This is a genomic window from Zeimonas sediminis (genome assembly GCF_023721795.1).
GTDB lineage: Bacteria > Pseudomonadota > Gammaproteobacteria > Burkholderiales > Burkholderiaceae_E > Zeimonas > Zeimonas sediminis.
In genome coordinates this window covers 3,162,451-3,185,380 of the sequence record NZ_JAMQYE010000001.1, presented here as the reverse complement: position 1 = coordinate 3,185,380, position 22,930 = coordinate 3,162,451, and the positions used below count along the sequence as shown (strand labels likewise).

Genomic DNA, 22,930 nt, shown 5'->3' with positions numbered 1-22,930 from the left:
TCGCGCGCCGCGAGCTTCGACGCCCTGCTGGCGGCCAGCGGCCTGCCCAGGCTCGAGGCCCGCGCGCTGCTCGAGCATGCCTGCGGGCGCGGCCGCAGCTGGCTGATCGCGCACGGTGAAGAAGCCGCACCGCCGGACGCTGCGGCTCGCTTCGCGACACTCGCGCAGCGCCGCCGCGCCGGCGAGCCGCTCGCCTACCTGACCGGCTTTCGCGAGTTCCACGGCCTGCGGCTGCGGGTCTCGCCGGCGGTGCTGATCCCGCGTGCCGACACCGAACTGCTGGTGGAACTGGCGATCCGGCTGGCGCCGCCCGGGGCGCGCTTGCTCGACCTGGGCACCGGCAGCGGCGCGATCGCGGTCGCGGTCGCGGCGGCGCGACCGGACCTCCGGGTGAGCGCCAGCGATCTCTCCGAAGCGGCGCTCGCGATCGCGGCCGCCAACGAAGCCGCCGTCCTGCCCGCGGGCCGCGCGGGCGGCGCGATCCGCTGGATGGCCGGCAACTGGTGGGCGGCCCTGCCGGCGGACGAGCCCCGCTTCGAGCTGATCGTGTCGAACCCGCCCTACATTGCCGCGGGCGACCCGCACCTCGCCCGCGGCGACCTGCCGCACGAGCCCGCGCAGGCGCTCGCCAGCGGGCCCGACGGCCTCGACGCACTGCGCGAAATCGCCGCCGGCGCGTCAGCGCGGCTCCTGCCCGGTGGATGGCTGCTCGTAGAGCACGGCTTCGACCAGGGCGCCGCGGTCCGCGCGCTGTTCGAGGCTGCCGGATTGCGCGAAGTGGCCACGCACCGCGACGCCGAAGGCCGGGAACGGGTCACCGCGGGCCGCAGGCCTGGCGGCTAGCGCGGCGGCCGGCTAGCGTTGCCGCGAGCCGGCCGCCCGGAAATCCCATGCGCCCGACACTGGATCGCGGCGTCGCTTAAAATGCAGAGCTCACCTTGCCTCGTAGGGCACCATGGAAGCGAAAGAGTTCATTGCCAAGACCGTCACCGAGAACCCGGTGGTCCTGTTCATGAAGGGCACGGCCCAGTTCCCGCAATGCGGCTTCTCGGGCCGCGCGGTGCAGATCCTGAAGGCCTGCGGCGTGAAGAACCTGGTCACCGTCAACGTGCTCGACGACGACGAGGTCCGCCAGGGCATCAAGGACTACTCGAGCTGGCCGACCATCCCCCAGCTCTACATCAACGGCGAGTTCGTCGGCGGCGCCGACATCATGTACGAGATGTACCAGTCGGGCGAGCTCCAGAAGCTGATTCCCCAGCAAGCGGTCGCCTGACTGCCGCGGCGCGCGGCGCGCGCTTCGGCAAGCACGCCCGCAGGCGCCCGGCCTCCGGCGCGCCTCTTCGAACGCCGCCCCCGCAAGGGGCGGCGTTGTCGTTGGTGCGCGCGCCTGATGCGCTGCGGCCGTCGGCTAGAATGCGGCCCATGAACCCTCGGCGCCTGATCGTCGCGATCACCGGAGCGAGCGGCGCCGTCTACGGCGTTCGCCTGCTCGAGTTGCTGCGAGGCTGCGACGTCGAGACCCACCTGGTCGTGTCGCCGGCCGGCTGGCTCACGATCGAGCAGGAGCTGCAGCGGCCGCGCCGCGAGATCGAGTCGCTGGCCGACGTCGCCCACGGCGCGCGCGAGATCGGCGCGACGATCGCCTCGGGCTCCTTCGAGACCCTCGGCATGATCGTGGCGCCCTGCTCGATGAAGACGCTCGCCGGCGTTGCGCTGGGCATGGCGGACAGCCTGGTGACCCGCGCCGCCGACGTCTGCCTGAAGGAGCGCCGCCGCCTCGTGCTGATGGTCCGCGAAACCCCGCTGAACCTCGCGCACCTGCGCAACATGACCGCGGTCACCGAGATGGGCGCGATCGTGTTCCCGCCCGTCCCCGCCTTCTACCACCGGCCTGCAACGATCGCCGAACTGGTCGAGCACAGCTGCGCCCGCGCGCTGGCCCTGTTCGGCCTGCGGGTCGACGGCATGCCCGAATGGCCGGGCATGCGCGGCCAGAACCGTGAAACCTGAGGAGTCCCGAAGACATGAAACTGCTGGTTGCCACCGACGGCTCGGATAACGCGCTGCGCGCGGTCCGGTACGCGATCGACCTGCTCGGCCGGCTCTCCGAGCCGGGCTCGATCACGCTGATCAGCGTGCACGACGACGTGGCGCTGCGGCATGCGCGCCGCTTCGTCGGCAAGGAAGCGGTCGACGAATACCTGCGCGAGCTCAGCGACGCCGACCTGACCGAAGCGCGCAAGGTGCTCGACGAGGCCGAGGTCAGGCACGACAACATCATCCGCACCGGTCACGTGGCCACCGAGATCGCCGACGCGGGCTCCACCGGCGGATTCGACATGATCGTGCTCGGCTCCAAGGGCCGCAGCGCGCTGAAGGACCTGGTGATCGGCTCGGTGGCCAAGCGGGTGATCGAGCTCTCGAAGGTGCCGGTGCTGCTGGTTCGCTGAGCGAGCCCCCGCGCCCGCAACAGACAACGGAGGCGCGCGATGGGAATCCTCGTCGGCTGGGCGATCAACGCGGCCAGCCTGCTGCTGCTGGCCTGGCTGATCCCCGCGGTGCAGGTCGCGGGCTTCGGCACCGCGCTGGTCGTGGCGCTCGTGCTCGGGCTGCTCAACACGGTGATCAGGCCGGTGCTGATCGTGCTGACGCTGCCGGTGAACCTGCTCACGCTGGGCCTGTTCACCTTCGTGATCAACGGCTTCCTGTTCTGGTTAGCCGCGCGCATCCTGGAGGGATTCGCGGTCGCCGGCTTCGGCTGGGCGGTGCTCGCCGCCTTCGTGTACAGCCTGATCAGCTGGGCGGTCAGCGCGGCGCTGTTCGGCCGGCGCGGCTGAGGCCGGCAGCGCGAAGCTCGGCGGCACCGGCCTCGACCCACGGGGCCAGCGCGTCGAGCAGGCGTCCGACCGCGCGCCCGGCCGCCTGCGCCGCGCCGGCCGCATCCGCGCTCGCCACCGCTTCGTCGACCGCAAAGCGGCGCGAGGCCAACGGACGGCGCGCCCGCCAGTCGACCAGCTGCGCGGCCATTTCCAGCCTCAGCGTCCCGCTCCCGTCGTCCAGGTCGTGGTACAGCGACTCGAGCGTCAGCGACAGCAGCAGGTCGGTCGCGGTGCCCGCCTCGGCGAGCGAGACGTCGCGAAAGCCGCCGCGCGCGGCCAGCCTGCGCTGCGCGAGCCTCGCGATCCGCCCGGCGGGCCGTTCGGTCCAGCTCGCGTACTGGTAGGGCGCCCGCATGCCGGCCGCGCGGCCGTAGAGCAGGGCCGTTCCCTCGTAGAGCGCTCCGGCCGCCGTGCCCTCGACCAGCAGCGACAGCGCCTGGCGCGCCGGATCGGGCCGGGCCGCGCCGGGCGCCCCGGCGCCGGCGTCCTCCAGCTCCCACCAGGCATGCGCCGGCCGCGACCCGCCGATGCAACCGGACAAGCCGGGCCCCGCCAGCGCAGACAGGGCCGCCACGGGCAGGGCGCGAACCAGCGAGCGCCGGCGCGGGGCAGCCGGCGCGGATGCGCTTGCGGCGGTCGGCGCCGATGCGCCAGCTGCGGCCGGCCCCGAAGCGGCCGTGGCGGCGATTCGACGCTTCATCGTTTGCCCTCCCCCGGCCCGAGTTGCTGCTGCGACGGCCCGAGGATCGCTGCGGCCGGATCGCCCAGGCGCTCGGCGGCCCGCGCCAGCGACTCGGCGCTGCCGCGCAGCTCGCGCGCGGTCACCCTGAGCTCCATCGCGCCCGCATCGGTGGCGGTCTCGAGCCGCTGCACCACGGCGGCCGACTCGCGCTCGAGCGCACGGGCCGCGGCGGACAGGTCTGCCAGCACCGACTTCGTCTGGGCGGTCAGCGGGTCGATCTGCGCGCTGGCCGAGGCGACTGCCGCGGAGACCTCCCGCCCGGACTGCTCGAGGGCGCGCGCGGTGTCCCGGAAGGCCACCGCCGTGTCGCGAAAGGCGGCGGTCGCCTGCTGGACGCCGTCGGCGACGCCGTCGAGGCGGGCGAGCCGCTTGTCCAGTCCGGCGATCAGGTCCCGCGCCGCCACCACCGTCTGCATCACCGTTTCGCGGTTCTCCGCGCTGAGCAGCTTGTCGAGGTTGCCGAGCGCCGATTCGCCGGTGGCCGCGAGCTCGCCCAGCGCATCGGCGATCCGGCTGAGGCCGGAGGTGCCCTCCGGGATCACCGGGTGCTCCTCGCCCGGCAGGACCTGCACGAGTTCGGGGCCGGGCGTGCCCGGCGTGACCAGGTCGATCCGCGCGAGCCCGGTGACCAGGTTGCGCGTGACCACCGCGGTGGTGTTCTGGCTGACCGGCGTGTCGCGGCTCACCCGGATCGTCACGTCGACGCGATTGATGTTCTGCGGCGACAGCGCGTAGGACTGCACCCTGCCCACCTTGACGCCGCGCATGTTCACGTCGCTGCCGAGCTGCAGCCCGTCGAGCGACTGCTTCTCGAAGTGGATCGTGTAGAAGCGGTAGTCGCTGCCGCCCTCGCCCGACAGCCAGACCAGCGCGGCGACCAGCATCGCCGCGATCGCGAGCACCGCGGCGCCGACCAGCGTGTATCGGGCTTCCGGTTCCATCCTCAGCGTCCGTCGGATTCTTCCCCAGCCGGCATCTTACGGCTGGAGAAGTATTCGCGTATCCAGGGGTCGTCGCTCGCGCTCACCTCCTCGAGCGTGCCGTCGCCCGCGACCCGGCCGCCGCCCAGCACGACGATCCGGCGGGCGATCGTGGTGAGCGTGTCCAGGTCGTGGGTGACCACGACCACGGTGATGCCGAGATCCTCGCACAGCGACTCGAGCAGCCGGTCGAACGCGCGCGCGGTGATCGGGTCCAGGCCCGAGGTCGGCTCGTCGAGGAACAGCACCTCGGGCTCGAGCGCGAGCGCGCGGGCGATCGCCGCGCGCTTGCGCATGCCGCCCGACAGCTGCGAGGGCATCTTCGCGCCGGCGTCCGGCGGCAGGCCGGCCTGCGCGAGCCGCAGCGCGACCAGCGGCTCGATCATCGATTCGGGCACCAGGCCGGACTCGCGAAGCGGCACCGCCACGTTGGCTGCCACGGTCAGCGAAGAGAAGAGCGCGCCGTCCTGGAACATCATGCCGAATCGCCGCCGCACCGCCGCGAGCTCCGGCTCGGAGGCCTGCCAGACGTCGACGCCGAGCAGGCGAACCGAGCCCGCGTCTGGCCTGTGCAGGCCGACGATCTCGCGCAAGAGCACCGACTTGCCGGTGCCGCTGCCGCCGATGATCGCCACCAGCTCGCCGGCGCCGATCGACAGGTCGAGCCCGTCGTGCACGACCTGCCTCCCGAACCGGGTCCCGATGCCGCGAAGCTCGATGACCGGCGCGGCGCTCACAGCCCCATCTCCTGCAGCACCACCGCGAACAGCGCGTCGATCAGGATCACGCCGACGATCGACTGCACGACCGTCGAGGTCGTATTGATGCCGATCGTGCGGGTGTCGCGCGGGCCGGTCATGCCCATCCGGCAGCCGATGACCGCGATCAGCAGCGCGAACACCGGCGCCTTGACCAGGCCGATGACCGCGTGGCGCGGCGCCAGCGCCTCCTGCAGCCGCGCGACGAAGGTCGCCGGCGTCACGTCGAGCATCGTGTCGGCGATCAGCGCGGCGCCGGCCAGGCCCGCGATGTCGCCGACGAAGACCAGCAGCGGCAGCGAAAGCACCAGCGCCAGCACCCGCGGAACCACGAGCACCTGCGCGATCGACAGGCCGAGCACCCGGATCGCGTCGGTCTCCTCGTTCAGCCGCATCGTGCCGAGCTGGGCGGCGAACGAGGCGCCCGATCGGCCGGCCACGATCGTTGCCACGATCAGCGGCGAGAACTCGCGCGTCATGCCGAGCGCGACACCGTCCACGACGAAGATGTTGGCGCCGTACTGCTCGGCCTGCAGCCCCAGCAGGTAGGCGAAGACCAGCCCTATCAGCGCGGTGACCAGCGCGATCACCGGCACCGCGCTCACGCAGACCCGCGACATCTGCGTGAGCAGCTCGCGCCAGCGCAGGCGCCGCGGATCGGCGAGCGCCCGGCCCAGTTCGACGAGCACGAAGCCGAGGAAGGAAACATGCCCCGACAGCTGAAGCCAGAACGCATGCGCGATCGCGCCGAGGCGCGCGAGCGCCGGCGGCCGGCGGTGCGGGCGCGGCACGGCGACGCCGGCAGTGCCCGCGACCATGCGCAGCACCCGCTCGTGACGCGGATCGAAGGCCCGCAGCGGAACGGCCTGCGGATCGACGCCCGCCGACCGGAGCCAGCGGCACAGCAGCAGCGCAGCCGCGGTGTCCAGCGCCTCGAGCGCCGAGCCGTCGATCGCGGCCACGGAGCCGGCGGCCCGATCGCTTCGATCAAGCGCCTGCAGCGCCGCGTCGAGCTCCGTCAGCCGCGCCAGGCGCCACGCGCCCGACAGGCGCAGCAGCGGCCCGCCGTCGCCGGCCTCGATCCGGCAGTCCTGAGCGGCCCCGTCCAGCCCTTGCCCCTCAGGTCGCCAGGTTGACGGTGACGGCCTTGCGGTGCGTGAAGCTCTCGAGCATGCCGTCGAGCGAGAACTCGCGACCCAGGCCGCTCTGCTTGAAACCGCCGTAGGGCTGGCCGAGCGACTGGCCGCCGCCCTGGTTCACCTGGACCCAGCCCGATTCGATCCGGTGCGCGGCGCGCAGGCCGCGGGCCAGGTCGCGGCTGAACACGTAGCCGGCCAGCCCGTAGTGCGAATCGTTGGCCATCCGGATCGCGTCTTCCTCGTCCTTCCAGGGGATCGCGACCAGCACCGGGCCGAAGATCTCCTCGCGCGCGAGCCGCCATTCGTTGGACACGCCGGCGATGACCGTGGGGATCGTGAACCAGCCGCGCGCCAGCGGGCCTTCGGTGGGCGGCAGGCCCCCGCAGACCAGCCGGCCGGGGTTGCGCTCGATGCCGTCCTCGATGTAATCGCACACGCGGCGGAACTGCTTGCCGTTGATCAGGGCGCCGACGTCGCTGGCCTCGTCGAGCGGGTCGCCGATCTTCAGGGCCTGCGCCTTCGCGGCGAGCTTCTCGAGGAAGCGGTCGTAGATCGACTCGTGCAGGAACAGCCGCGAGCCGGCGGTGCACGACTGGCTCTGCCGCGTGAAGCGCATCGAGGCCATCACGCAGTCGACCGCCCAGTCGCCGCCATCGTCCATCACGTCGGGATAGACGATGCTCGGGCTCTTGCCGCCCAGCTCGAGCGACACCGGCACGATCCGCTCCGCCGCAGCGTGCATGACCAGCTTGCCCACCTGGGTGGAGCCGGTGAAGGACAGCTTGCCCACCAGCGGGTGCTCGGCCAGCGCAGCGCCGGCCTCGGGGCCGTAGCCGGTGATCACGTTGACCACGCCGGGCGGCAGGTGCTCGGCGCAGACCTCGGCGATCAGCAGCACCGCGAGCGGCGCGTCCTCGGCGGCCTTCAGCACGATCGTGTTGCCGGCGGCGATCGCCGGCGCGATCTTCATCGCCGACAGCGAGACCGGCGCGTTCCAGGGAACGATCGCGCCGACCACGCCGATCGGCTCGCGCCGGGTGTAGCTGAGCGTGTGCTCGCCCAACGGGATCGTCTCGCCCTTGGTCTCGCCGGCCAGGCCGCCGAAGTAGCGGAAGGCATCGGCCGCCAGCAGCGCCTCGGGACGGGTCTGCGTGCGCAGCGCGTTGCCGGTCTCCAGCGCCTGGGTGCGGGCGATGCGCTCTGCGCGGGCGGCGAGCCCTTCCGCGATCTTCAGCACCAGCGCGCCGCGCTCGCGCGCGGGCCGGCGCCGCCAGTCGTCGAAGGCCGCGGCCGCCGCGCGGACCGCACGGTCGACGTCCTCGGCCGCGCCGCGCGGCACGCGCCCGATCGGCTGCTTGCGGGCGGGCGCCTCGATGTCGATGGCGCGGCCGTCGGCGGCGTCGACCCACTTGCCGCCGATCAGCATCCGGGATTCGATCAGGCCTTCGGGATAGCCGCCGGAAGGATCGGAATTCGCGGTCATGTCGGTTCCTCGGTCGCGAGCCCGGAGGGACTTCGTCGGATCGGCGATCGCCGCCGGCCGATCCGAGCGTGGCGCCCGCGGGCGGTGGGGAAACTGGTGCCGCTTGTCGGATTCGAACTGACGACCTACCGCTTACAAGGCGGTTGCTCTACCAACTGAGCTAAAGCGGCGAAGGAAAGCAGCCCTCGATTCTACGGCACGCCCGGCGCGGACCCTCTCGACCGCCCGCGCAACGCCGCTCCTCGCTCCCTTCCCCCCTTCTCCCTTCCCCATCATCCAGTCAGCCCTGCCGCTCCAGCTGCCGCGCGCGTTCGAGCAGCCGGTCGATCGCCCGGTCGAGCACCGCTAGCTCTTCCGGCTCGAGCGCCTCCAGCAGGAAGTCCTCGCGCGCCTGCACCATCGGGGTGAGCCTGCGCAGCAGCGCGCGGCCGGCCGGGGTCAGGGTCAGGATCCGGTTGCGCCGGTCCCCGGCGTCCTCCTCGCGGTCGATCAGCCCGGCGCGCTCCAGGCCGGCGACTGCCCGGCTGACCTGCATCTTGTCCAGCGTGGCGTAGAGCGCCGCGTCGCGGGTCTTCATCGTGCCGGTCTCGGCCAGCGCGGCCAGCACGCGCCACTCGTCGCGGCTCAGGTCGAATCGCGCGGTGTAGACCTGCGCGATCGACCTGCTGACCGCCTCGGCCAGCACGGCCAGACGGTAGGGCAGGAAGTCCTGCAGGACGAGCGGAAGCGCGGCCTCGCCTTTTGGTAACTTTCGTGACATTTCTTCAATATAAGCGCGACAGGCCGGGAGAGGCAATCTCCGGATGGATTTCTTTGAATCGATATATCTCCAGACGAATCGCGCGCCCTTCGCTTCGCGGCGGGCTTGACCGCTATTCGTAACGTCCGTTACCATTTGGTCCGCTGCGGGTGCGCCATCCGCCACGAACCGCGAGGAGACCACGATGAAGCTGAACCGGATACACCACGTCGCCTACCGGTGCCGCGACGCGAAGGAAACCGTCGACTGGTACACGAAGAACCTGGGCATGGACTTCATCCTCGCGATCGCCGAGGACCAGGTGCCGTCGACCCACGAACCCGACCCCTACATGCACCTGTTCCTGGACGCGGGCGGCGGCAACGTCCTCGCCTTCTTCGAGATCCCGAACTCGCCGCCGATGGGCCGCGACCCGAACACGCCCGCCTGGGTGCAGCACATCGCGTTCAAGGTCGACAGCGAGCAGGACCTGCTCCAGGCGAAGGCCCGGCTCGAGGCCAACGGCGTGAACGTGATCGGCCCGACCGACCACACGATCTTCAAGTCGATCTATTTCTTCGACCCGAACGGCCACCGCCTGGAACTGGCCGCAGATGTCGGTACGCCCGAGATGCATGCGAAACTCGACGAAGTGAAGTGGGCGATGCTCGAGGAGTGGACGCGGACCAAGCGCGCGCCCAAGCACGCCGCCTGGATGCACGAGAAGGAATTCGCGAGCTGAACGCGGCAGGCCGTGGCTGGCGCAAGCGCGCCGCGCCACGGACCGCGGGACACGGCCCCGCCCCGGCTGCGCACCGGGCGACCCGGCCGCAGAGGAGAGAGACAGGCATGCAGCAGACATTCACCTATCCGGAGTTCGCCTACCGCCGATCCGGCGAGCAGGCCTCCGGCGAGCCGCAACGCCACCCGGTCGTCGTGGTGGGCGCGGGCCCGGTCGGGCTGACCGGCGCGCTCGACCTGGCGGCGCGCGGACTCAAGGTCGTCGTGCTCGACGACAACAATACGGTCAGCGTCGGCTCGCGGGCGATCTGCTTCGCCAAGCGCCCGCTCGAGATCTGGGACCGGCTCGGCTGCGCGTCGCGCATGGTCGACAAGGGGGTGAACTGGAAGGTGGGCCGGGTGTTCTTCCGCGACGACCCGGTCTACTCCTTCGACCTGCTCCCGGAGTCCGGGCACAAGCTGCCGGCGATGATCAACCTGCAGCAGTACTACCTGGAGCAATACCTGGTCGAGGCCTGCGAGTCGCATCCCGACATCGAGCTGCGCTGGAAGCACAAGGTCACCGCGCTGGAGCCCAGGCCCGACCACGTGGCGCTCACCGTGGAAACGCCCGACGGCGACTTCGCGATGCAGGCCGAATGGCTCGTCGCCTGCGACGGCGCCAACAGCAGCCTGCGCGGCATGGTCGGCGCGGCCTTCAGCGGCCAGGTCTTCCACGACCGCTTCCTGATCGCCGACGTGATCATGAAGGCCGGCTTCCCACCGGAGCGCTGGTTCTGGTTCGACCCGCCCTTCCATCGGGGCCAGTCGGTGCTGCTGCACAAGCAGGCCGACGACGTCTGGCGCATCGACTTCCAGCTGGGGCCCGACGCGGACCCCGTCGAGGAGAAGAAGCCCGAGAACGTGATCCCGCGCATCCGCGCGATGCTGGGCCCCGAGGCCGAGTTCGAGCTCGAGTGGGTGTCGATCTACCAGTTCGCGTGCCGCCGGATCGACCGCTTCCGCCATGGCCGAGTGCTGTTCGCCGGCGACGCCGCCCACCAGGTCTCGCCTTTCGGCGCGCGCGGTGCGAACAGCGGCGTGCAGGACACCGACAACCTGGCCTGGAAACTCGCCCTGGTCATCCAGGGCCAGGCCCCGGAGGCCTTGCTCGACAGCTACCATGTCGAGCGCGCGCTGGCCGCCGACGACAACATCCTGAACTCGACCCGGGCCACCGACTTCATCTCGCCGAAGAACGCGGCGAGTCTGGTCTATCGCAACGCGGTGCTGGACCTTGCACGCAGCGAACCGTTCGCGCGCGGGCTGGTCAACAGCGGCCGGCTGTCGACGCCCACGCCCTACCCCGATTCGCCGCTCAACACGCCCGACGAGGCCGCCTTCGAAGGCGCGATGCGCCCCGGCACGAACTGCGCCGACGCGCCGATCGAGCGCGACGGCAAGCCGGCCTGGCTGCTCGACATGCTGGGCGACCGATTCACCTTGTTGTGCTTCGGCGAGCCGCCGGCCGACCCGGGCGCCGTGGACGCGCTCGCGGTGGGCGCGATCCGGCCGCGGCTGCTATGCGAGGGCCGCGACTTCCGCGACAGCGAAGGCCTGCTGGCCGCGCGCTACGACGCGAAGCCCGGCACCTGCTACCTGATCCGCCCCGACCAGTACGTGGCGGCGCGCTGGCGAGGCTTCGACGCGGGCAAGGTCCGTGCCGCGCTGACGCGCGCGCTGGCCCTCCCAGGCCGGTAGCCCCTGTCCGCCGGCCCGAACACCGGAAGAACGACATGCCCCTGATCCGCACGCCGAACATCCCCGACCCGGACGGCTTCTACAAGGAGCTCATGGACAGCCAGCGCGAGATGGACGAGGCGCAGGCGGCCGCGATGAACGCGCGCCTGGTGCTGCTGCTTGCCAACCATGTAGGCGACCGTGCCGTGCTCGGCGAGGCGATCCGGATCGCGTCGGCGGCGGCCGCCGCCTCGGCTACTTGACGCGGGTCAGCGTCGGCCGTCCCGAAGGCGGCCGGGGCTTGTCGCCGTCGTCGCCCGGCTGACCGGCAGGCGCGGTGGGCGCGCCTTCGGCCGGACGGGCAGGCTCGGCGTCGACACCGGCATCGGCTGCGCCGGTGGAAACCTCGGCGCCCGCTTCGCCCCCCTTGGAGGCTGGCTTGCGCCTGCGCCGGGGGGCCTTGGCGGGCGCGGCGTCTTCGACGGCCGCGGAGGCGGGCAGTTCGCCGGGCCCGGACGACGGCGAAGGCACTGCGGCGAGTTTCGGTCGGCGGCGCGGGCGTTGCGGCTCCGCGCCGGCTTCCGGCTGCGCCTCGGACGGGGACTCGGCCTCGGCAGGGCCTTCGCCGGCCCCGCCCTCCACCGAAGGCTCGGGCACCAGCGCCAGCGGCTTGGGCACCTCGAAGGCCATGCCCTGCCCGGTTTCCTGCGCGTAGATCGCCGAGACGTTGTCGATCGGGATGGACACCGTGCGCGCGACGCCGCCGAAGCGGGCCTCGAACTCGATCAGGTCGTTGCCGATCCGGAGCCGGTTCGTGGCCGCCACCGACACGTTCAGCACGATCTCCCCGGCGCGGACGAACTCGCGCGGCACGATCGTGTGCTCGTCGACCGCCACCGCGATGTAGGGCCGGTACCCGCTATCGGTGCACCATTCGTGGATCGCGCGGATCAGGTAGGGCTTGGTGGAAATCCCGGACATCAGCGGCGCATCACCTTCTCGGAGGGCGTGAGCGCCTCGATGTATGCCGGGCGCGAGAAGATCCGCTCGGCGTAGCGCAGCAGCGGCGCGGCCGACTTCGGCATCTCGATGCCGTAGTGGTCGAGGCGCCAGAGCAGCGGCGCGATCGCGACGTCGAGCATCGAGAAGTCCTCGCCGAGCATGTACTTGTTCTTGATGAAGATCGGCGTGAGCTGGGTGAGCCGGTCGCGAATCTGCTGGCGGGCCTTCTCCATCAGCTTGGCGGCGTCCTTGGGCTGGTCGCGCCGCTCGAGCTGCTGCACGTGCACGAACAGCTCGCGCTCGAAGTTGAACAGGAAGAGCCGCGCGCGCGCGCGCATGACCGGGTCGGCCGGCATCAGCTGCGGATGCGGGAAGCGCTCGTCGATGTACTCGTTGATGATGTTCGACTCGTACAGGATCAGGTCGCGCTCGACCAGGATGGGCACCTGGCCGTACGGATTCATGATCGAGATGTCCTCGGGCTTGTTGTACAGGTCGACATCGCGGATCTCGAAGTCCATGCCCTTCTCGAACAGCACGAATCGGCAGCGCTGGGAAAACGGGCAGGTCGTGCCGGAATACAACACCATCATGATCGAGATTCCTGAAGAACGTTCGGTTCGGACAGTCTGAAAAAACATCAGGGTGAGTCCGGCGGACCCACCCTGCGATCGGCCGCGGAACGGGGGCCTACTTGATGTCTTTCCAGAAGGCGCGGTTCAGCATCCAGGCGAACACGGTGAACACGCCGAGGAACAGCAGCACCCAGACCCCGAGCCGCTGGCGCTTCTGCGCCGTCGGGTCCGACATGTAGGTGACGAAGGCGACCAGGTCGCCGACCGCGTTGTCGAAGGCCGACTGCGGCATCGTGCCGCCTTCGGGCTTGCCGAGGGTCCAGGCGCGCGAGGCGTGATGATTCAGCCCCTCGAGCTTGTCGGTCTTCTCGGTGCGCACGCCGGCGGCGTCGAAGGTGACCACGCTCCGGACGAATCCGGTCAGCTTGCCGGTGCTCTCGTCGCGGACCTCCTTGACCTCCTCGAGCGTGGCGCCCCGCGTGCCCTGGAGCTCCCAGAAGACGTGCGGCATGCCGACGTTCTCGAACAGCGCGTTGTTCCAGCCGGTGGCGCGGGTCGAGTCGCGGAAGTACGAGCGCAGGTAGGTGTAGAGCCAGTCGGAGCCGGTGCCGGTCGCCGACGAGCGCGCGCGCGCGATCACCGACAGGTCGGCCGGCAGCGCGCCGAACCACTCCTTGGCGTCGGCCGGGCGCATCGCGATCTTCATCGGGTCGCCGACCTTGTCGGCGGTGAACAGCAGGCTCTTCTTGATCTGCTCGTCGGTCAGGCCGATGTCGGCGAGCCGGTTGTAGCGCATCAGCGAGGCGCCGTGGCAGTTCAGGCAGTAGTTGACGAACAGCCGCGCGCCGTTCTGCAGCGAGCCCTGCTGGGTGAGCTTTTCGGTGGGGAACGGATCCAGCGGATAGCCGCCACCGGCCGCCGACGCGGTGCCGACGATGCAGGCCGCAGCAAGCGCGGCCAGCGACTTGACGATTCGATTCATCTTCGAGGCTTCCCTGTGCTCAGTGCGCGGCGAAGGTGACCCGGTCGGGCACCGGCTTGAATTGACCCATCTTGCTCCACCACGGCATCAGCATGAAGAACGAGAAGTAGATCAGCGTGCCGATCTTGGAGAACAGCTCGTTCATCGGAGACGGGGCCTTGGTGCCGAAGTAGCCGAGCACCAGGAAGACCACGACGAAGATGCCGTACAGGTACCAGTGCCAGCCCGGGCGATAGCGGATCGACTTGACCGGGCTGTTGTCGATCCAGGGAAGCGCGAACAGGATCATGACCGCGCCGCCCATCGCCACGACGCCCCAGAACTTGGCGTCGATCACCAGGAAGCCGAGGATCAGCGCGCCGCAGGCGCCGACGGTGATCAGCCGGGTGACGTTGTTGCGGGCACTGACCAGCGCGAGCAGCGCGAAGGCCGCGAGGAAGGGGATCATCCAGTACAGCAGGAAGTCCTCGGTGGTCGCTCGCAGGATCGAGTAGAACGGCGTGAAGTACCAGACCGGCGCGATGTGCGGCGGCGTGACCAGCGGATCGGCCGGGATGAAGTTGTTGTACTCGAGGAAGTAGCCGCCGAACTCGGGCGCGAAGAACATGACCGCCGAGAAGGCGATCAGGAACACCGCCACCCCGAGGATGTCGTGCACCGAGTAGTAGGGGTGGAAGGGGATGCCGTCGAGCGGCACGCCGTTGGCGTCCTTCTTGGCCTTGATCTCGATGCCGTCGGGATTGTTGGAGCCGACCTCGTGCAGCGCCACGATGTGCGCGGCGACCAGGCCCAGCAGCACCAGCGGGATCGCGATCACGTGGAACGAGAAGAAGCGGTTAAGCGTGGCGTCGGACACCACGAAGTCGCCGCGGATCCAGATCGCGAGCTCGGGGCCGATGAAGGGGATGGCCGCGAACAGGTTCACGATCACCTGGGCACCCCAGTAGGACATCTGGCCCCACGGGAGCAGGTAGCCGAAGAAGGCCTCGGCCATCAGGCACAGGAAGATCAGGCAGCCGAAGATCCAGACCAGCTCGCGCGGCTTGCGGTACGAGCCGTAGATCAGGCCGCGGAACATGTGCAGGTACACGACCACGAAGAAGGCCGAGGCCCCGGTGGAGTGCATGTACCGGATCAGCCAGCCCCAGGGCACGTCGCGCATGATGTACTCGACCGACGCGAAGGCCACCGGCACGCCCGCGGCGTTCAGCGACGCGTCGGGCTTGTAGTGCATGACCAGGAAGATGCCGGTGACGATCTGGAGCACCAGCACCAGCATCGCCAGCGACCCGAAGAAGTACCAGAAGTTGAAGTTCTTCGGGGCGTAGTACTCGGACAGATGAGCCTTCCAGGTGGCCGTCAGCGGAAAGCGCTGATCGATCCAGCCGAGCAGGCCGGTGGTTTCGATTTGTTTTTCCTGCGCCATGTTCTCGGTGCTCCGTCAGGCCTTGTTGTCTTCGCCGATGAGGATCTTCGAATCGGACAGGTACATGTGCGGCGGCACCTCGAGGTTGTCCGGCGCCGGCTTGTTCTTGAAGACGCGGCCTGCGAGGTCGAAGGTCGAGCCATGGCAGGGGCACAGGAAGCCGCCTTCCCAGTCGCCGGGCAGCGACGGATCGCCTTCGGCCTTGAACTTCTCGACCGGCGAGCAGCCCAGGTGCGAGCAGATGCCGACCACGACCAGGTACTCGGGCTTAATCGAGCGGTACTGGTTCTTCGCGTACTCGGGCGTGGGGTAGGCGGTGCGGACCGAATTCGGGTCGGCCACCTTCGGCTCGGTCTTCTCGAGCGTGTCGAGCATCTCCTTGGTGCGACGCACGACCCAGACCGGCTTGCCGCGCCACTCGACGCGCTTCAGTTCGCCGGGCTGCATGCCGCCGATGTCGACCTCGACCGGGGCACCGGCCGCCTTGGCCCTCTCGGAGGGCGCGAAGCTGCTGACGAAGGGGATCGCGACCGCGACGCCACCCACTGCGCCGGCGGCACAGGTGAGTCCGATCGCGGTCCGGCGGGAACTGTCCGCGGGCTTGGATGAGTCGGTCATGACGTTTCTGCCAGATGAACCAGAATGGGCCGGATTGCGCGTCCGCCAGGGGAAGCGCAGATCGAGGAAACTCTTGATTTTAGCCTATTGCGCCGCAGGCGCGCAGCGCCGGCGCCGGGAGCGGCATTCCCGCAACGCCGGTCGCGGGCCGGCCGTGCCGGAATGAAGCGCGCGCGTGGCATTCCCGGCGGGGCCGGTGATATCGTGAAATCCCGACCGATCCACACGAGGATGACAAGAAATGAGCATGATGTCGGAGTTCAAGGAATTCGCACTGAAAGGCAACGTGATGGATCTCGCCGTCGGCGTGATCATCGGCGCTGCCTTCGGCAAGATCGTCGACTCGATGGTCAACGACGTGATCATGCCGGTCATCGCGGCCATCCTGGGTGGAAGGATCGACTTCAGCAGCATGCTGGTCGCGCTGGGGCCGGTGCCCGAGGGCACCGCGATGACGCTCGACGCGCTGAAGAAGGCGGGCGTGCCGGTGTTCGCCTACGGCAACTTCATCACGATCGTCATCAACTTCATCCTGCTGGCCTTCGTGATCTTCATGCTGGTCAAGGCGCTGAACGCCTGGCGTCGCCAGCCCGACGCCGCCCCGGCAGCCCCGCCGCCGCCGCCGGAACCGTCGGCCGAGGAGAAGCTGCTGGGCGAGATCCGCGACCTGCTGAAGGCGCGCTGAAGCCGGGTTCCCCGGGGCGCGCCGGGAAACCCGCCCCGCGGGGCCCCGCAAGCGCTCAGACCGGATTGTCGTCGTCCACGTAGCGGTGGACGATGCCGAAGCGCTGCGCGGCGTGCTCGCCGAGCGCCTGCACGCCGTAGCGTTCGGTGGCGTGGTGGCCGGCCGCCAGGTAGACCACCCCTGCCTCGCGGGCGAGGTGGGTGGTGCGCTCGGAGATCTCGCCGCTGACGAAGGCGTCGGCGCCGGCGTCGATCGCCTGTTGCAGCATGTCCTGCGCGGCGCCGGTGCACCAGGCGACGCGCCGGATCGGCCTTTCCAGCGCGCCCACCGCCAGCGGCGCCCGGCCCAGCCGCCGGCGCAGGCCCGCCGACAGGGCGCGCACCGTGGTGGCGGCCGGCAGGTCGTGCAGGCAGACCAGCCCGTGCTCGCCGGTGCGCATGTCGGTGCGCCAGCCCATGCGCAGCGCGAGTTGCGCGTTGTTGCCCAGTTCCGGGTGCACGTCGAGCGGCAGGTGGTAGGCGAACAGGTGCACGCCCGACTTCAGCGCCAGCATGGCCCGTTCGCGCCGCACCCCGACCAGCCGCGGATCCTCGCCGCGCCAGTACCAGCCGTGGTGCACCAGGATCGCGTCGGCGCGAAGCGACGCGGCGGCCCGCAGCAGCGCTGCGCTCGCGGTGACCCCACTGACCAGGACCCCGACCGGCCGCTCGCCTTCCACCTGCAGGCCGTTTGGGCAATAATCGGCAAAGCCGCTCGCACCGAGCGTGGCCTCGAAGAAGGCCGACAGCTCGGCGGCCGACACGGCGCCGCCGCCTCCTCCGACCCGTTTCCCGACGTTTTCCCGTTTCATGCTCAAGAAGCTCTGGCTGGTCTTCGCGCAGGCCGTCACGGTCGTGCTGGCCTTGCTGTTCACGTTCGCGACGCTGCGCCCCGAGTGGCTGCCGTCGCGCCTGTCGGCGCCTGCGCCCACGGCTCAGGTCCCGGTCTCGCCGCCCCGAGCGGCGCCCGCCGAACAGCCGGGAATCCAGCGTGACCGGGCGATTCTGTCATACAGCGAGGCGGCCGGCCGGGCCACCCCCGCCGTCGTCAACATCTTCACCTCCAAGACGGTACGGCAGCAGGAACACCCGCTGTTCGGCGACCCGCTGTTCCGGCGCTTCTTCGGCGACCAGTTCGACCAGCGCCAGCAGACGAACAGCCTCGGCTCCGGGGTGATCGCCACGGCCGACGGCTACGTGCTCACCAACGAGCACGTGATCGAGTCGGCCGACGAGATCGAAGTGCTGCTGGCCGATGGCACGCGCGCGCAGGCGCGGCTGGTCGGCGCCGACCCCGAGACCGACCTGGCAGTGCTGCGCGTCGACCTGAAGAACCTGCCGGCGATCGAGTTCGGCGATGCCGAGGCCGCCCGGATAGGCGACGTGGTGCTGGCGATCGGCAATCCGTTCGGCGTCGGGCAGACGGTGACCATGGGCATCATCAGCGCGCTCGGCCGCACCCAGCTCGGCATCAACACCTTCGAGAACTTCATCCAGACCGACGCGGCGATCAACCCCGGCAACTCCGGCGGCGCGCTGGTGGACAGCGAGGGCCGGCTGCTGGGGATCAATACCGCGATCTATTCCCGCACCGGCGGCTCGCTCGGGATCGGCTTCGCGATCCCGGTCAGCACGGTGCGGCACGTGATGGAACAGATCGTGGCCACCGGCTCGGTCACCCGCGGCTACATCGGCGTCGAGCCGCAGGACCTCACGCCCGAGCTGGCCGAGGCCTTCCGCCTGCCCCGCCGGGAGGGGGCGATCATCGCCGGCGTGATGCGCGGCGGGCCGGCCGACCGGGCCGGCGTGCGGGTGGGGGACATCCTGGTGGACGTCGACGGAAAGCCGGTGGCCGACACCGCGTCGATGCTCAACCTGATCGCCCAGCTCCAGCCGGGCACCACCGTGCGCTTTCACTTCCTGCGCGACGCGAAGCCGGTCGAGATACCGATCAGGATCGGGAAGCGGCCGGCGCCGGGGCAGCGGCTTAGGGAGTGACCGACGCCGGACGGGCCGGGCCGGCGAAGCGGCGGCCCCCGGAGCGCGGCGGATTCGCGGCGCGAAGCGCCGACGGCGAGCGCGCCCCTCAGGGCTTCTCGGTGCTGACCGGCGAGCCCGACGAAGGACCGCCTTCGTCCTCGTCGGCGTCGGCCTCGGGATTGCGACTGCGCGCCTTCAGGAAGCCGGCCAGCCAGATGCCCAGCTCGTAGAGCAGGATCAGCGGCACCGCCAGCATGAACTGGCTGATCACGTCGGGCGGCGTGAGCACCGCGGCCACGACGAAGGCGCCGACGATCACGTAGCGCCGCGCCTCGCGCAGCTGCTGGGGGGTGACCATGCCCAGCTTGACCAACAGCATCTCGACGACCGGCACCTCGAAGGTGAGGCCGAAGCCGAAGAAGATCGCCAGCGTGAAGTCCCAGTACTTCTGCAGGTCCTGCATGATGTCCGCGCCGGTCTGCGACGCGAACGCGAAGAAGAACTTGTAGGCGGCGGGCAGCACGAAGGTGTAGGCAAAGCCGATGCCGACCAGAAGGAAGAACACGCTGGACACGATCAGCGGCAGCGCGAACTTCTTCTCGTGCTCGTACAGGCCCGGCGCGACGAAGGCCCAGGCCTGGTACAGGATCCAGGGCAGCGAGGCCAGCACCGCGGTGAGGAAGGCGACCTTGGTCAGCGTGAAGAAGGCGCCGGCCTGGTCGGTGAAGATCGGCTTGGTGCCCGGCGGCAGCGCCTGGTAGAGCGGCTGCGACAGGAACTTCATGATCTCGCCGGAGAAGTAGAAGCAGACGCCGAACATCAGCAGCACGACCACCAGCGAGCGGATGATCCGGTCGCGGAGCTCGACGAGATGCGAAACGAAGCTTTCTTCCTGGCTCATGGGTCGCGTCGGGGAGTCCGGGTCAGGCCCGGCGCTTCGGGCGCTTGACGCCCAGCGATTTTTCGCGCTCGACGCGGCGCTCGACGATCCGGTCGCGGGTGCGGCGCACCGAGTAAATCTTGTCCCAGTCGGTCTGCGGCGGCACGCCGCCGGAGCTCTGCTGAGAAGAGTCCGACAGGTCGTCGAAGCTCTTGGCGATCGTGTTCAGCTCGGACTGGGTCTCGTCGACCGCCGACTTGAAGGAGCCCTCGATGTTGCGCGCCGCATCGGTCACTTCCTTCTGCAGGTTGCGCAGCTCGTCGAGCTCCATCTGGCGATTGATGTCCGACTTGACGTCGGACACGTAGCGCTGGAGCTTGCCCATCCACTGGCCGGCCTGGCGCGCGACGCGCGGCAGGCGCTCGGGCCCGAGCACGACCAGCGCGACCAGGCCGATGACGAAGAGCTCGGTGAAGCCGAAGTCGAACATCTGTGGCGATCAGCGATCCGATGCGGCGGGCCCCAAACGACGCGAGCGGCCGAGGGCGGCCGCTCGCTGTCGAAAAGCCGCTCGACCCTGCGGAATCAGCTCTTCTCCCGGGTCTCGACGTCGATCGTGCGGCCGCTGTCGGCCTTCTGCTGGGACTCGGCCGAAGCCGCCTTCTCGCCTTCCTTGACGCCTTCCTTGAAGCCGCGCACCGCGCCGCCCAGGTCGGACCCGATGTTCCGCAGCTTCTTCGTGCCGAACACCAGCATGATGATCACCAGCACGATCAGCCAGTGCCAAATGCTCATCGCTCCCATTGACTACTCCTTTTCCGGCTGTGCCGGTCAGCGGCGGTTCATGCCCGGGCCGAGAGGCTCCGGTCCGCCCAGCACGTGGACATGGAGATGATACACCTCCTGCCTGCCCACCCTTCCGTTGTTGATGACGACGCGAAAGCCGTCTTCGGCCCCTTCGCGACGCGCGAGTTCCCCGGCCATGCCCAGCATCCGGCCGAGCACCGGGTGATGATCGGGCCCCGCATCGTACAGGTTGTCGATGTGGACCTTGGGAATCATCAGGAAATGCACGGGGGCATGCGGGTTGATGTCGTGGAACACGAGGATCTCGTCGTCCTCGTGGACCTTGCGGGCCGGGATCTCCCCGCGGACGATCCGGCAGAAGATGCAGTCGTGCCTGGTGCTCATTCGCCTCTTTCCTCCCGCGCCGCCGCCTTGCGCGACGCCTTTTCCTCGAGCCCCGACATGCCCTCGCGGCGGGCGAGCTCCTCGAGCACCCGCTCGGGACGCAGGCCATGGAACTCGAGCATGACCAGGCAGTGGAACCACAGGTCGGCCGTTTCGGCGACGATCCGGTCGGGCTCGCCGTCCTTGGCGGCCATGACCGTCTCGGTGGCCTCCTCGCCTATCTTCTTCAGGATCGCGTCGTTGCCCTTCGCGAACAGCCGGGCCACGTAGGAACGGTCGGGGTCGCCGTCGCGCCGCGACGCGATCACGTCGGCCAGCCTGGGCAGGACCGCGCCGGGCGACGCGGCCGCGGACTTCGGGGATTCGCTCATCGGTAGATCACCTCGGGATCCTTCAGCACCGGGTCCACCGCGCGCCACTCGCCGTCGTCGAGGCGGCGGTAGAAGCACGAGTGGCGGCCGGTGTGGCAGGCGATTCCGCCGAGCTGCTCGACGGTGAGCAGCACGACGTCGCCGTCGCAGTCGAGCCTCAGCTCCTTGACCGTCTGCACGTGGCCGGATTCCTCGCCCTTGCGCCAGAGCCGATTGCGCGAACGCGACCAGTAGACGGCGCGACCGCTGGCCTCGGTCTCGGCCAGCGCCTCGCGGTTCATCCAGGCGACCATCAGGATCCGGCCGGAGCCGGCCTCCTGGGCGATCGCCGGCACCAGGCCGTCGGCGTCGAAGCGGACCTCGTCGAGCCAGCCCATGTCACTCGATCCGCATCGGGATGCCGCGCTCGGCCATGTAGCGCTTGGCCTGCGCGACCGTGTACTCGCCGAAGTGGAAGATGCTCGCGGCGAGCACCGCGTCGGCGCGGCCGACCGTGACCCCGTCGGCGAGGTGCTGCAGGTTGCCGACCCCGCCCGACGCGATGACCGGGATGCCGACCGCGTCGGCCACCGCCCGCGTGAGCGCCAGGTCGAAACCCTGTTTCGTTCCGTCGCGGTCCATGCTGGTCAGCAGGATCTCGCCCGCGCCCAGCGCCTCGACGCGGCGCGCCCACTCGACCGCGTCGAGCCCGGTCGGCTTGCGCCCGCCGTGGGTGAAGACCTCCCAGCGGCCCGCGCCGGCGGCCTTGGCGTCGATCGCCACCACGATGCACTGGGCGCCGTAGCGCGCGCTGGCCTCGGCGACGAGCTCGGGGCGCAGGATCGCGGCGGTGTTGATCGAGATCTTGTCGGCGCCCGCGTTCAGCAGGCGCCGCACGTCGGAAACCTCGCGCACGCCGCCGCCGACGGTCAGCGGGATGAAGACCTGCTCGGCGACCGCCTCGATCACGTGCAGGATCAGGTCGCGGTCGTCGCTCGACGCGGTGATGTCGAGGAAGGTCAGCTCGTCGGCGCCTTGCTCGTCGTAGCGCCGGGCGATCTCGACCGGGTCGCCGGCATCGCGCAGCTCGACGAAGTTGACGCCCTTGACCACGCGGCCAGCGGTCACGTCGAGGCAGGGGATGATGCGCTTGGTGAGCATCGTCAGGCGCCGGCCTCGCCTTCGGCCCCGGCCGGCCCGCCGCTCAGCTCGTCGGCGCGCGCCTGGGCCGCGCGGAAATCGAGCCGGCCCTCGTAGAGCGCCCGGCCGAGGATCGCGCCCTCGACGCCCTCGCGCTCGACCGCGCACAGCGCGTCGACGTCGGCCAGGCTGGCCACGCCGCCGGACGCGAAGACCGGGATCCGCAGGGCCTGCGCCAGCCGGACCGTGGCCTCGATGTTCACGCCGCTCAGCATGCCGTCGCGGCCGATGTCGGTGTAGATGACCGCCTCGACGCCGTAATCCTCGAACTTCCTCGCCAGGTCGACGACGTCGTGGCCGGTCAGCTTGCTCCAGCCGTCGGTGGCGACCTTGCCGTCCTTGGCGTCGAGCCCGACGATGATGTGCCCGGGGAAGGCGGTGCAGGCGTCGTGCAGCAGGCCCGGGTTCTTGACCGCGGCGGTGCCGATGATCACGTAGGAGATGCCGCTGTCGAGGTAGCGCTCGATCGTGTCGAGGTCGCGGATGCCGCCGCCGAGCTGCACCGGGATCTCGTCGCCGACCGCGTCGACGATCGCCCGGATCGCCGGCTCGTTCTTCGGCTTGCCGGCCACGGCGCCGTTCAGGTCGACCAGGTGCAGGCGGCGGGCGCCCTGTTCGAGCCACCTGGCGGCCATCGCGGCCGGGTCGTCGGAGAACACGGTGACGTCGTCCATGTCACCTTGCTTGAGCCGCACGCAGCGGCCGTCCTTCAGGTCGATGGCGGGAATGAGCAGCATCGGGCTATCGAGTGCGGGTTCGGGAGGAGGGGCGGGCGCCTAGCGCCGCGAAGGGCGCCCCGGCGGCGGAGCCTCACGGCCCC

30 protein-coding genes and 1 tRNA gene are annotated in these 22,930 nt (G+C 70.1%); 10 read left to right on the top strand and 21 right to left on the bottom strand.

The annotated features are described in order from the left end of the window. Positions 1 to 24: 24 nt before the first annotated feature. The 5 genes from prmC (at position 25) to M6I34_RS15060 (ending at position 2,840) form a co-directional block, all read left to right on the top strand. On the top strand, positions 25 to 843 hold the full coding sequence (gene prmC / locus M6I34_RS15080; protein ID WP_272486694.1) for a peptide chain release factor N(5)-glutamine methyltransferase: 819 nt from the start codon (positions 25 to 27) through the stop codon (positions 841 to 843). Between the two features lie 112 nt (positions 844 to 955). Further along, on the top strand, positions 956 to 1,276 hold the full coding sequence (gene grxD, locus M6I34_RS15075) for a Grx4 family monothiol glutaredoxin (RefSeq protein ID WP_272486500.1): 321 nt from the start codon (positions 956 to 958) through the stop codon (positions 1,274 to 1,276). Between the two features lie 149 nt (positions 1,277 to 1,425). Then, the gene (locus M6I34_RS15070; RefSeq protein WP_272486499.1) at positions 1,426 to 2,013 is read left to right on the top strand and encodes a UbiX family flavin prenyltransferase; all 588 of its coding nucleotides are present in this window, start codon (positions 1,426 to 1,428) and stop codon (positions 2,011 to 2,013) included. Positions 2,014 to 2,027: 14 nt separating this feature from the next. Then, a complete protein-coding gene (locus M6I34_RS15065; protein ID WP_272486498.1) occupies positions 2,028 to 2,453 on the top strand; it encodes a universal stress protein in 426 nt (141 codons plus the stop codon). Between the two features lie 39 nt (positions 2,454 to 2,492). Continuing rightward, the gene (locus M6I34_RS15060; RefSeq protein ID WP_272486497.1) at positions 2,493 to 2,840 is read left to right on the top strand and encodes a phage holin family protein; all 348 of its coding nucleotides are present in this window, start codon (positions 2,493 to 2,495) and stop codon (positions 2,838 to 2,840) included. Here M6I34_RS15060 and M6I34_RS15055 read toward each other — a convergent pair. The 7 genes from M6I34_RS15055 to M6I34_RS15025 all read right to left on the bottom strand — a co-directional run bounded on the left by M6I34_RS15055 (position 2,809) and on the right by M6I34_RS15025 (position 8,744). Continuing rightward, the gene (locus tag M6I34_RS15055) at positions 2,809 to 3,582 is read right to left on the bottom strand and encodes an ABC-type transport auxiliary lipoprotein family protein (RefSeq protein ID WP_272486496.1); all 774 of its coding nucleotides are present in this window, start codon (positions 3,580 to 3,582) and stop codon (positions 2,809 to 2,811) included. The genes M6I34_RS15060 and M6I34_RS15055 overlap by 32 nt on opposite strands. Further along, positions 3,579 to 4,565 (bottom strand): MlaD family protein, encoded by a 987-nt coding sequence (locus M6I34_RS15050; protein WP_272486495.1) that lies wholly within the window; start codon positions 4,563 to 4,565, stop codon positions 3,579 to 3,581. The genes M6I34_RS15055 and M6I34_RS15050 overlap by 4 nt, the downstream gene beginning before the upstream one ends. A 2-nt stretch (positions 4,566 to 4,567) precedes the next feature. Next, complete coding sequence (locus M6I34_RS15045; RefSeq protein ID WP_272486494.1) at positions 4,568 to 5,341, bottom strand: ABC transporter ATP-binding protein; 774 nt, start codon at positions 5,339 to 5,341, stop codon at positions 4,568 to 4,570. After that, positions 5,338 to 6,324 (bottom strand): MlaE family ABC transporter permease, encoded by a 987-nt coding sequence (locus M6I34_RS15040; protein WP_272486493.1) that lies wholly within the window; start codon positions 6,322 to 6,324, stop codon positions 5,338 to 5,340. The genes M6I34_RS15045 and M6I34_RS15040 overlap by 4 nt, the downstream gene beginning before the upstream one ends. A gap of 157 nt (positions 6,325 to 6,481) precedes the next feature. Further along, positions 6,482 to 7,984, bottom strand: coding sequence for an aldehyde dehydrogenase family protein (locus tag M6I34_RS15035; protein WP_272486492.1), 1,503 nt, complete (start codon positions 7,982 to 7,984; stop codon positions 6,482 to 6,484). Positions 7,985 to 8,078: 94 nt separating this feature from the next. Continuing rightward, positions 8,079 to 8,154, bottom strand: a tRNA-Thr gene (locus M6I34_RS15030). Positions 8,155 to 8,264: 110 nt separating this feature from the next. Next, a complete protein-coding gene (locus tag M6I34_RS15025; protein WP_272486491.1) occupies positions 8,265 to 8,744 on the bottom strand; it encodes a MarR family winged helix-turn-helix transcriptional regulator in 480 nt (159 codons plus the stop codon). 184 nt (positions 8,745 to 8,928) lie between these two features. Between M6I34_RS15025 and M6I34_RS15020 the strand changes: the two genes are divergently transcribed. From M6I34_RS15020 to M6I34_RS15010, 3 genes are all read left to right on the top strand, one after another. Further along, positions 8,929 to 9,465, top strand: a complete 537-nt coding sequence (locus M6I34_RS15020; protein WP_272486490.1) for a VOC family protein — start codon at positions 8,929 to 8,931, stop codon at positions 9,463 to 9,465. 107 nt (positions 9,466 to 9,572) lie between these two features. After that, on the top strand, positions 9,573 to 11,204 hold the full coding sequence (locus M6I34_RS15015) for an FAD-dependent oxidoreductase (RefSeq protein WP_272486489.1): 1,632 nt from the start codon (positions 9,573 to 9,575) through the stop codon (positions 11,202 to 11,204). 35 nt (positions 11,205 to 11,239) lie between these two features. Next, positions 11,240 to 11,446, top strand: a complete 207-nt coding sequence (locus tag M6I34_RS15010) for a DUF2783 domain-containing protein (protein WP_272486488.1) — start codon at positions 11,240 to 11,242, stop codon at positions 11,444 to 11,446. On the opposite strand, the gene M6I34_RS18230 is transcribed toward M6I34_RS15010, so the two are convergent. From M6I34_RS18230 to petA, 5 genes are all read right to left on the bottom strand, one after another. Further along, entirely contained in the window at positions 11,439 to 12,164 is a 726-nt protein-coding gene (locus M6I34_RS18230) for a ClpXP protease specificity-enhancing factor (protein ID WP_336254626.1), read from the bottom strand. The genes M6I34_RS15010 and M6I34_RS18230 overlap by 8 nt on opposite strands. Further along, on the bottom strand, positions 12,164 to 12,778 hold the full coding sequence (locus tag M6I34_RS15000) for a glutathione S-transferase N-terminal domain-containing protein (RefSeq protein ID WP_272486487.1): 615 nt from the start codon (positions 12,776 to 12,778) through the stop codon (positions 12,164 to 12,166). The genes M6I34_RS18230 and M6I34_RS15000 overlap by 1 nt, the downstream gene beginning before the upstream one ends. A 97-nt stretch (positions 12,779 to 12,875) precedes the next feature. Then, complete coding sequence (locus tag M6I34_RS14995; protein ID WP_272486486.1) at positions 12,876 to 13,742, bottom strand: cytochrome c1; 867 nt, start codon at positions 13,740 to 13,742, stop codon at positions 12,876 to 12,878. A 19-nt stretch (positions 13,743 to 13,761) separates the two neighbouring features. Next, the gene (locus tag M6I34_RS14990) at positions 13,762 to 15,021 is read right to left on the bottom strand and encodes a cytochrome b (RefSeq protein WP_418953560.1); all 1,260 of its coding nucleotides are present in this window, start codon (positions 15,019 to 15,021) and stop codon (positions 13,762 to 13,764) included. Between the two features lie 162 nt (positions 15,022 to 15,183). Then, the gene (petA, locus tag M6I34_RS14985; protein WP_272486484.1) at positions 15,184 to 15,786 is read right to left on the bottom strand and encodes a ubiquinol-cytochrome c reductase iron-sulfur subunit; all 603 of its coding nucleotides are present in this window, start codon (positions 15,784 to 15,786) and stop codon (positions 15,184 to 15,186) included. 241 nt (positions 15,787 to 16,027) lie between these two features. On the opposite strand from petA, the gene mscL reads away from it, so the two are divergent. Then, positions 16,028 to 16,471, top strand: coding sequence for a large conductance mechanosensitive channel protein MscL (mscL, locus tag M6I34_RS14980; protein WP_272486483.1), 444 nt, complete (start codon positions 16,028 to 16,030; stop codon positions 16,469 to 16,471). Positions 16,472 to 16,526: 55 nt separating this feature from the next. On the opposite strand, the gene M6I34_RS14975 is transcribed toward mscL, so the two are convergent. Continuing rightward, positions 16,527 to 17,321: a Nif3-like dinuclear metal center hexameric protein gene (locus M6I34_RS14975; RefSeq protein WP_272486482.1), complete on the bottom strand. Its 795-nt coding sequence runs from the start codon at positions 17,319 to 17,321 to the stop codon at positions 16,527 to 16,529. Between M6I34_RS14975 and M6I34_RS14970 the strand changes: the two genes are divergently transcribed. Continuing rightward, on the top strand, positions 17,320 to 18,507 hold the full coding sequence (locus M6I34_RS14970) for a Do family serine endopeptidase (RefSeq protein ID WP_272486481.1): 1,188 nt from the start codon (positions 17,320 to 17,322) through the stop codon (positions 18,505 to 18,507). The two genes, M6I34_RS14975 and M6I34_RS14970, sit on opposite strands and share 2 nt — an antisense overlap. Before the next feature lie 88 nt (positions 18,508 to 18,595). Here M6I34_RS14970 and tatC read toward each other — a convergent pair whose 3' ends face one another. From tatC to hisA, 8 genes are all read right to left on the bottom strand, one after another. Then, on the bottom strand, positions 18,596 to 19,390 hold the full coding sequence (tatC, locus tag M6I34_RS14965) for a twin-arginine translocase subunit TatC (protein WP_272486480.1): 795 nt from the start codon (positions 19,388 to 19,390) through the stop codon (positions 18,596 to 18,598). Between the two features lie 22 nt (positions 19,391 to 19,412). After that, complete coding sequence (gene tatB, locus M6I34_RS14960; RefSeq protein WP_272486479.1) at positions 19,413 to 19,859, bottom strand: Sec-independent protein translocase protein TatB; 447 nt, start codon at positions 19,857 to 19,859, stop codon at positions 19,413 to 19,415. A gap of 95 nt (positions 19,860 to 19,954) precedes the next feature. Continuing rightward, complete coding sequence (tatA, locus tag M6I34_RS14955; RefSeq protein WP_272486478.1) at positions 19,955 to 20,173, bottom strand: Sec-independent protein translocase subunit TatA; 219 nt, start codon at positions 20,171 to 20,173, stop codon at positions 19,955 to 19,957. 27 nt (positions 20,174 to 20,200) lie between these two features. Then, the gene (locus tag M6I34_RS14950) at positions 20,201 to 20,560 is read right to left on the bottom strand and encodes a histidine triad nucleotide-binding protein (RefSeq protein ID WP_272486477.1); all 360 of its coding nucleotides are present in this window, start codon (positions 20,558 to 20,560) and stop codon (positions 20,201 to 20,203) included. Then, positions 20,557 to 20,931, bottom strand: a complete 375-nt coding sequence (locus tag M6I34_RS14945) for a phosphoribosyl-ATP diphosphatase (RefSeq protein ID WP_272486476.1) — start codon at positions 20,929 to 20,931, stop codon at positions 20,557 to 20,559. The genes M6I34_RS14950 and M6I34_RS14945 overlap by 4 nt, the downstream gene beginning before the upstream one ends. Beyond that, entirely contained in the window at positions 20,928 to 21,308 is a 381-nt protein-coding gene (gene hisI / locus M6I34_RS14940) for a phosphoribosyl-AMP cyclohydrolase (protein WP_272486475.1), read from the bottom strand. Before hisI ends, M6I34_RS14945 begins: the two co-directional genes overlap by 4 nt. A 1-nt stretch (position 21,309) precedes the next feature. Beyond that, the gene (gene hisF / locus M6I34_RS14935) at positions 21,310 to 22,071 is read right to left on the bottom strand and encodes an imidazole glycerol phosphate synthase subunit HisF (protein WP_272486474.1); all 762 of its coding nucleotides are present in this window, start codon (positions 22,069 to 22,071) and stop codon (positions 21,310 to 21,312) included. Between the two features lie 2 nt (positions 22,072 to 22,073). Continuing rightward, positions 22,074 to 22,847, bottom strand: coding sequence for a 1-(5-phosphoribosyl)-5-[(5-phosphoribosylamino)methylideneamino]imidazole-4-carboxamide isomerase (gene hisA / locus M6I34_RS14930; protein WP_272486473.1), 774 nt, complete (start codon positions 22,845 to 22,847; stop codon positions 22,074 to 22,076). Positions 22,848 to 22,930 lie beyond the last annotated feature (83 nt).

What these genes read in the sequence shown, in the direction of transcription:
- grxD (WP_272486500.1), top strand. Translation starts at nt 956, where the DNA reads ATGGAAGCGAAAGAGTTCATTGCCAAGACCGTCACCGAGAACCCGGTG.
- M6I34_RS15070 (WP_272486499.1), top strand. Translation starts at nt 1,426, where the DNA reads ATGAACCCTCGGCGCCTGATCGTCGCGATCACCGGAGCGAGCGGCGCC.
- M6I34_RS15065 (WP_272486498.1), top strand. Translation starts at nt 2,028, where the DNA reads ATGAAACTGCTGGTTGCCACCGACGGCTCGGATAACGCGCTGCGCGCG.
- M6I34_RS15060 (WP_272486497.1), top strand. Translation starts at nt 2,493, where the DNA reads ATGGGAATCCTCGTCGGCTGGGCGATCAACGCGGCCAGCCTGCTGCTG.
- M6I34_RS15055 (WP_272486496.1), bottom strand. Translation starts at nt 3,582, where the DNA reads ATGAAGCGTCGAATCGCCGCCACGGCCGCTTCGGGGCCGGCCGCAGCT.
- M6I34_RS15050 (WP_272486495.1), bottom strand. Translation starts at nt 4,565, where the DNA reads ATGGAACCGGAAGCCCGATACACGCTGGTCGGCGCCGCGGTGCTCGCG.
- M6I34_RS15035 (WP_272486492.1), bottom strand. Translation starts at nt 7,984, where the DNA reads ATGACCGCGAATTCCGATCCTTCCGGCGGCTATCCCGAAGGCCTGATC.
- M6I34_RS15025 (WP_272486491.1), bottom strand. Translation starts at nt 8,744, where the DNA reads ATGTCACGAAAGTTACCAAAAGGCGAGGCCGCGCTTCCGCTCGTCCTG.
- M6I34_RS15020 (WP_272486490.1), top strand. Translation starts at nt 8,929, where the DNA reads ATGAAGCTGAACCGGATACACCACGTCGCCTACCGGTGCCGCGACGCG.
- M6I34_RS15015 (WP_272486489.1), top strand. Translation starts at nt 9,573, where the DNA reads ATGCAGCAGACATTCACCTATCCGGAGTTCGCCTACCGCCGATCCGGC.
- M6I34_RS15010 (WP_272486488.1), top strand. Translation starts at nt 11,240, where the DNA reads ATGCCCCTGATCCGCACGCCGAACATCCCCGACCCGGACGGCTTCTAC.
- M6I34_RS18230 (WP_336254626.1), bottom strand. Translation starts at nt 12,164, where the DNA reads ATGTCCGGGATTTCCACCAAGCCCTACCTGATCCGCGCGATCCACGAA.
- M6I34_RS15000 (WP_272486487.1), bottom strand. Translation starts at nt 12,778, where the DNA reads ATGATGGTGTTGTATTCCGGCACGACCTGCCCGTTTTCCCAGCGCTGC.
- M6I34_RS14995 (WP_272486486.1), bottom strand. Translation starts at nt 13,742, where the DNA reads ATGAATCGAATCGTCAAGTCGCTGGCCGCGCTTGCTGCGGCCTGCATC.
- M6I34_RS14990 (WP_418953560.1), bottom strand. Translation starts at nt 15,021, where the DNA reads ATGCTGGTGCTGGTGCTCCAGATCGTCACCGGCATCTTCCTGGTCATG.
- petA (WP_272486484.1), bottom strand. Translation starts at nt 15,786, where the DNA reads ATGACCGACTCATCCAAGCCCGCGGACAGTTCCCGCCGGACCGCGATC.
- mscL (WP_272486483.1), top strand. Translation starts at nt 16,028, where the DNA reads ATGAGCATGATGTCGGAGTTCAAGGAATTCGCACTGAAAGGCAACGTG.
- M6I34_RS14970 (WP_272486481.1), top strand. Translation starts at nt 17,320, where the DNA reads ATGCTCAAGAAGCTCTGGCTGGTCTTCGCGCAGGCCGTCACGGTCGTG.
- M6I34_RS14975 (WP_272486482.1), bottom strand. Translation starts at nt 17,321, where the DNA reads ATGAAACGGGAAAACGTCGGGAAACGGGTCGGAGGAGGCGGCGGCGCC.
- tatC (WP_272486480.1), bottom strand. Translation starts at nt 19,390, where the DNA reads ATGAGCCAGGAAGAAAGCTTCGTTTCGCATCTCGTCGAGCTCCGCGAC.
- tatB (WP_272486479.1), bottom strand. Translation starts at nt 19,859, where the DNA reads ATGTTCGACTTCGGCTTCACCGAGCTCTTCGTCATCGGCCTGGTCGCG.
- tatA (WP_272486478.1), bottom strand. Translation starts at nt 20,173, where the DNA reads ATGGGAGCGATGAGCATTTGGCACTGGCTGATCGTGCTGGTGATCATC.
- M6I34_RS14950 (WP_272486477.1), bottom strand. Translation starts at nt 20,560, where the DNA reads ATGAGCACCAGGCACGACTGCATCTTCTGCCGGATCGTCCGCGGGGAG.
- M6I34_RS14945 (WP_272486476.1), bottom strand. Translation starts at nt 20,931, where the DNA reads ATGAGCGAATCCCCGAAGTCCGCGGCCGCGTCGCCCGGCGCGGTCCTG.
- hisI (WP_272486475.1), bottom strand. Translation starts at nt 21,308, where the DNA reads ATGGGCTGGCTCGACGAGGTCCGCTTCGACGCCGACGGCCTGGTGCCG.
- hisF (WP_272486474.1), bottom strand. Translation starts at nt 22,071, where the DNA reads ATGCTCACCAAGCGCATCATCCCCTGCCTCGACGTGACCGCTGGCCGC.
- hisA (WP_272486473.1), bottom strand. Translation starts at nt 22,847, where the DNA reads ATGCTGCTCATTCCCGCCATCGACCTGAAGGACGGCCGCTGCGTGCGG.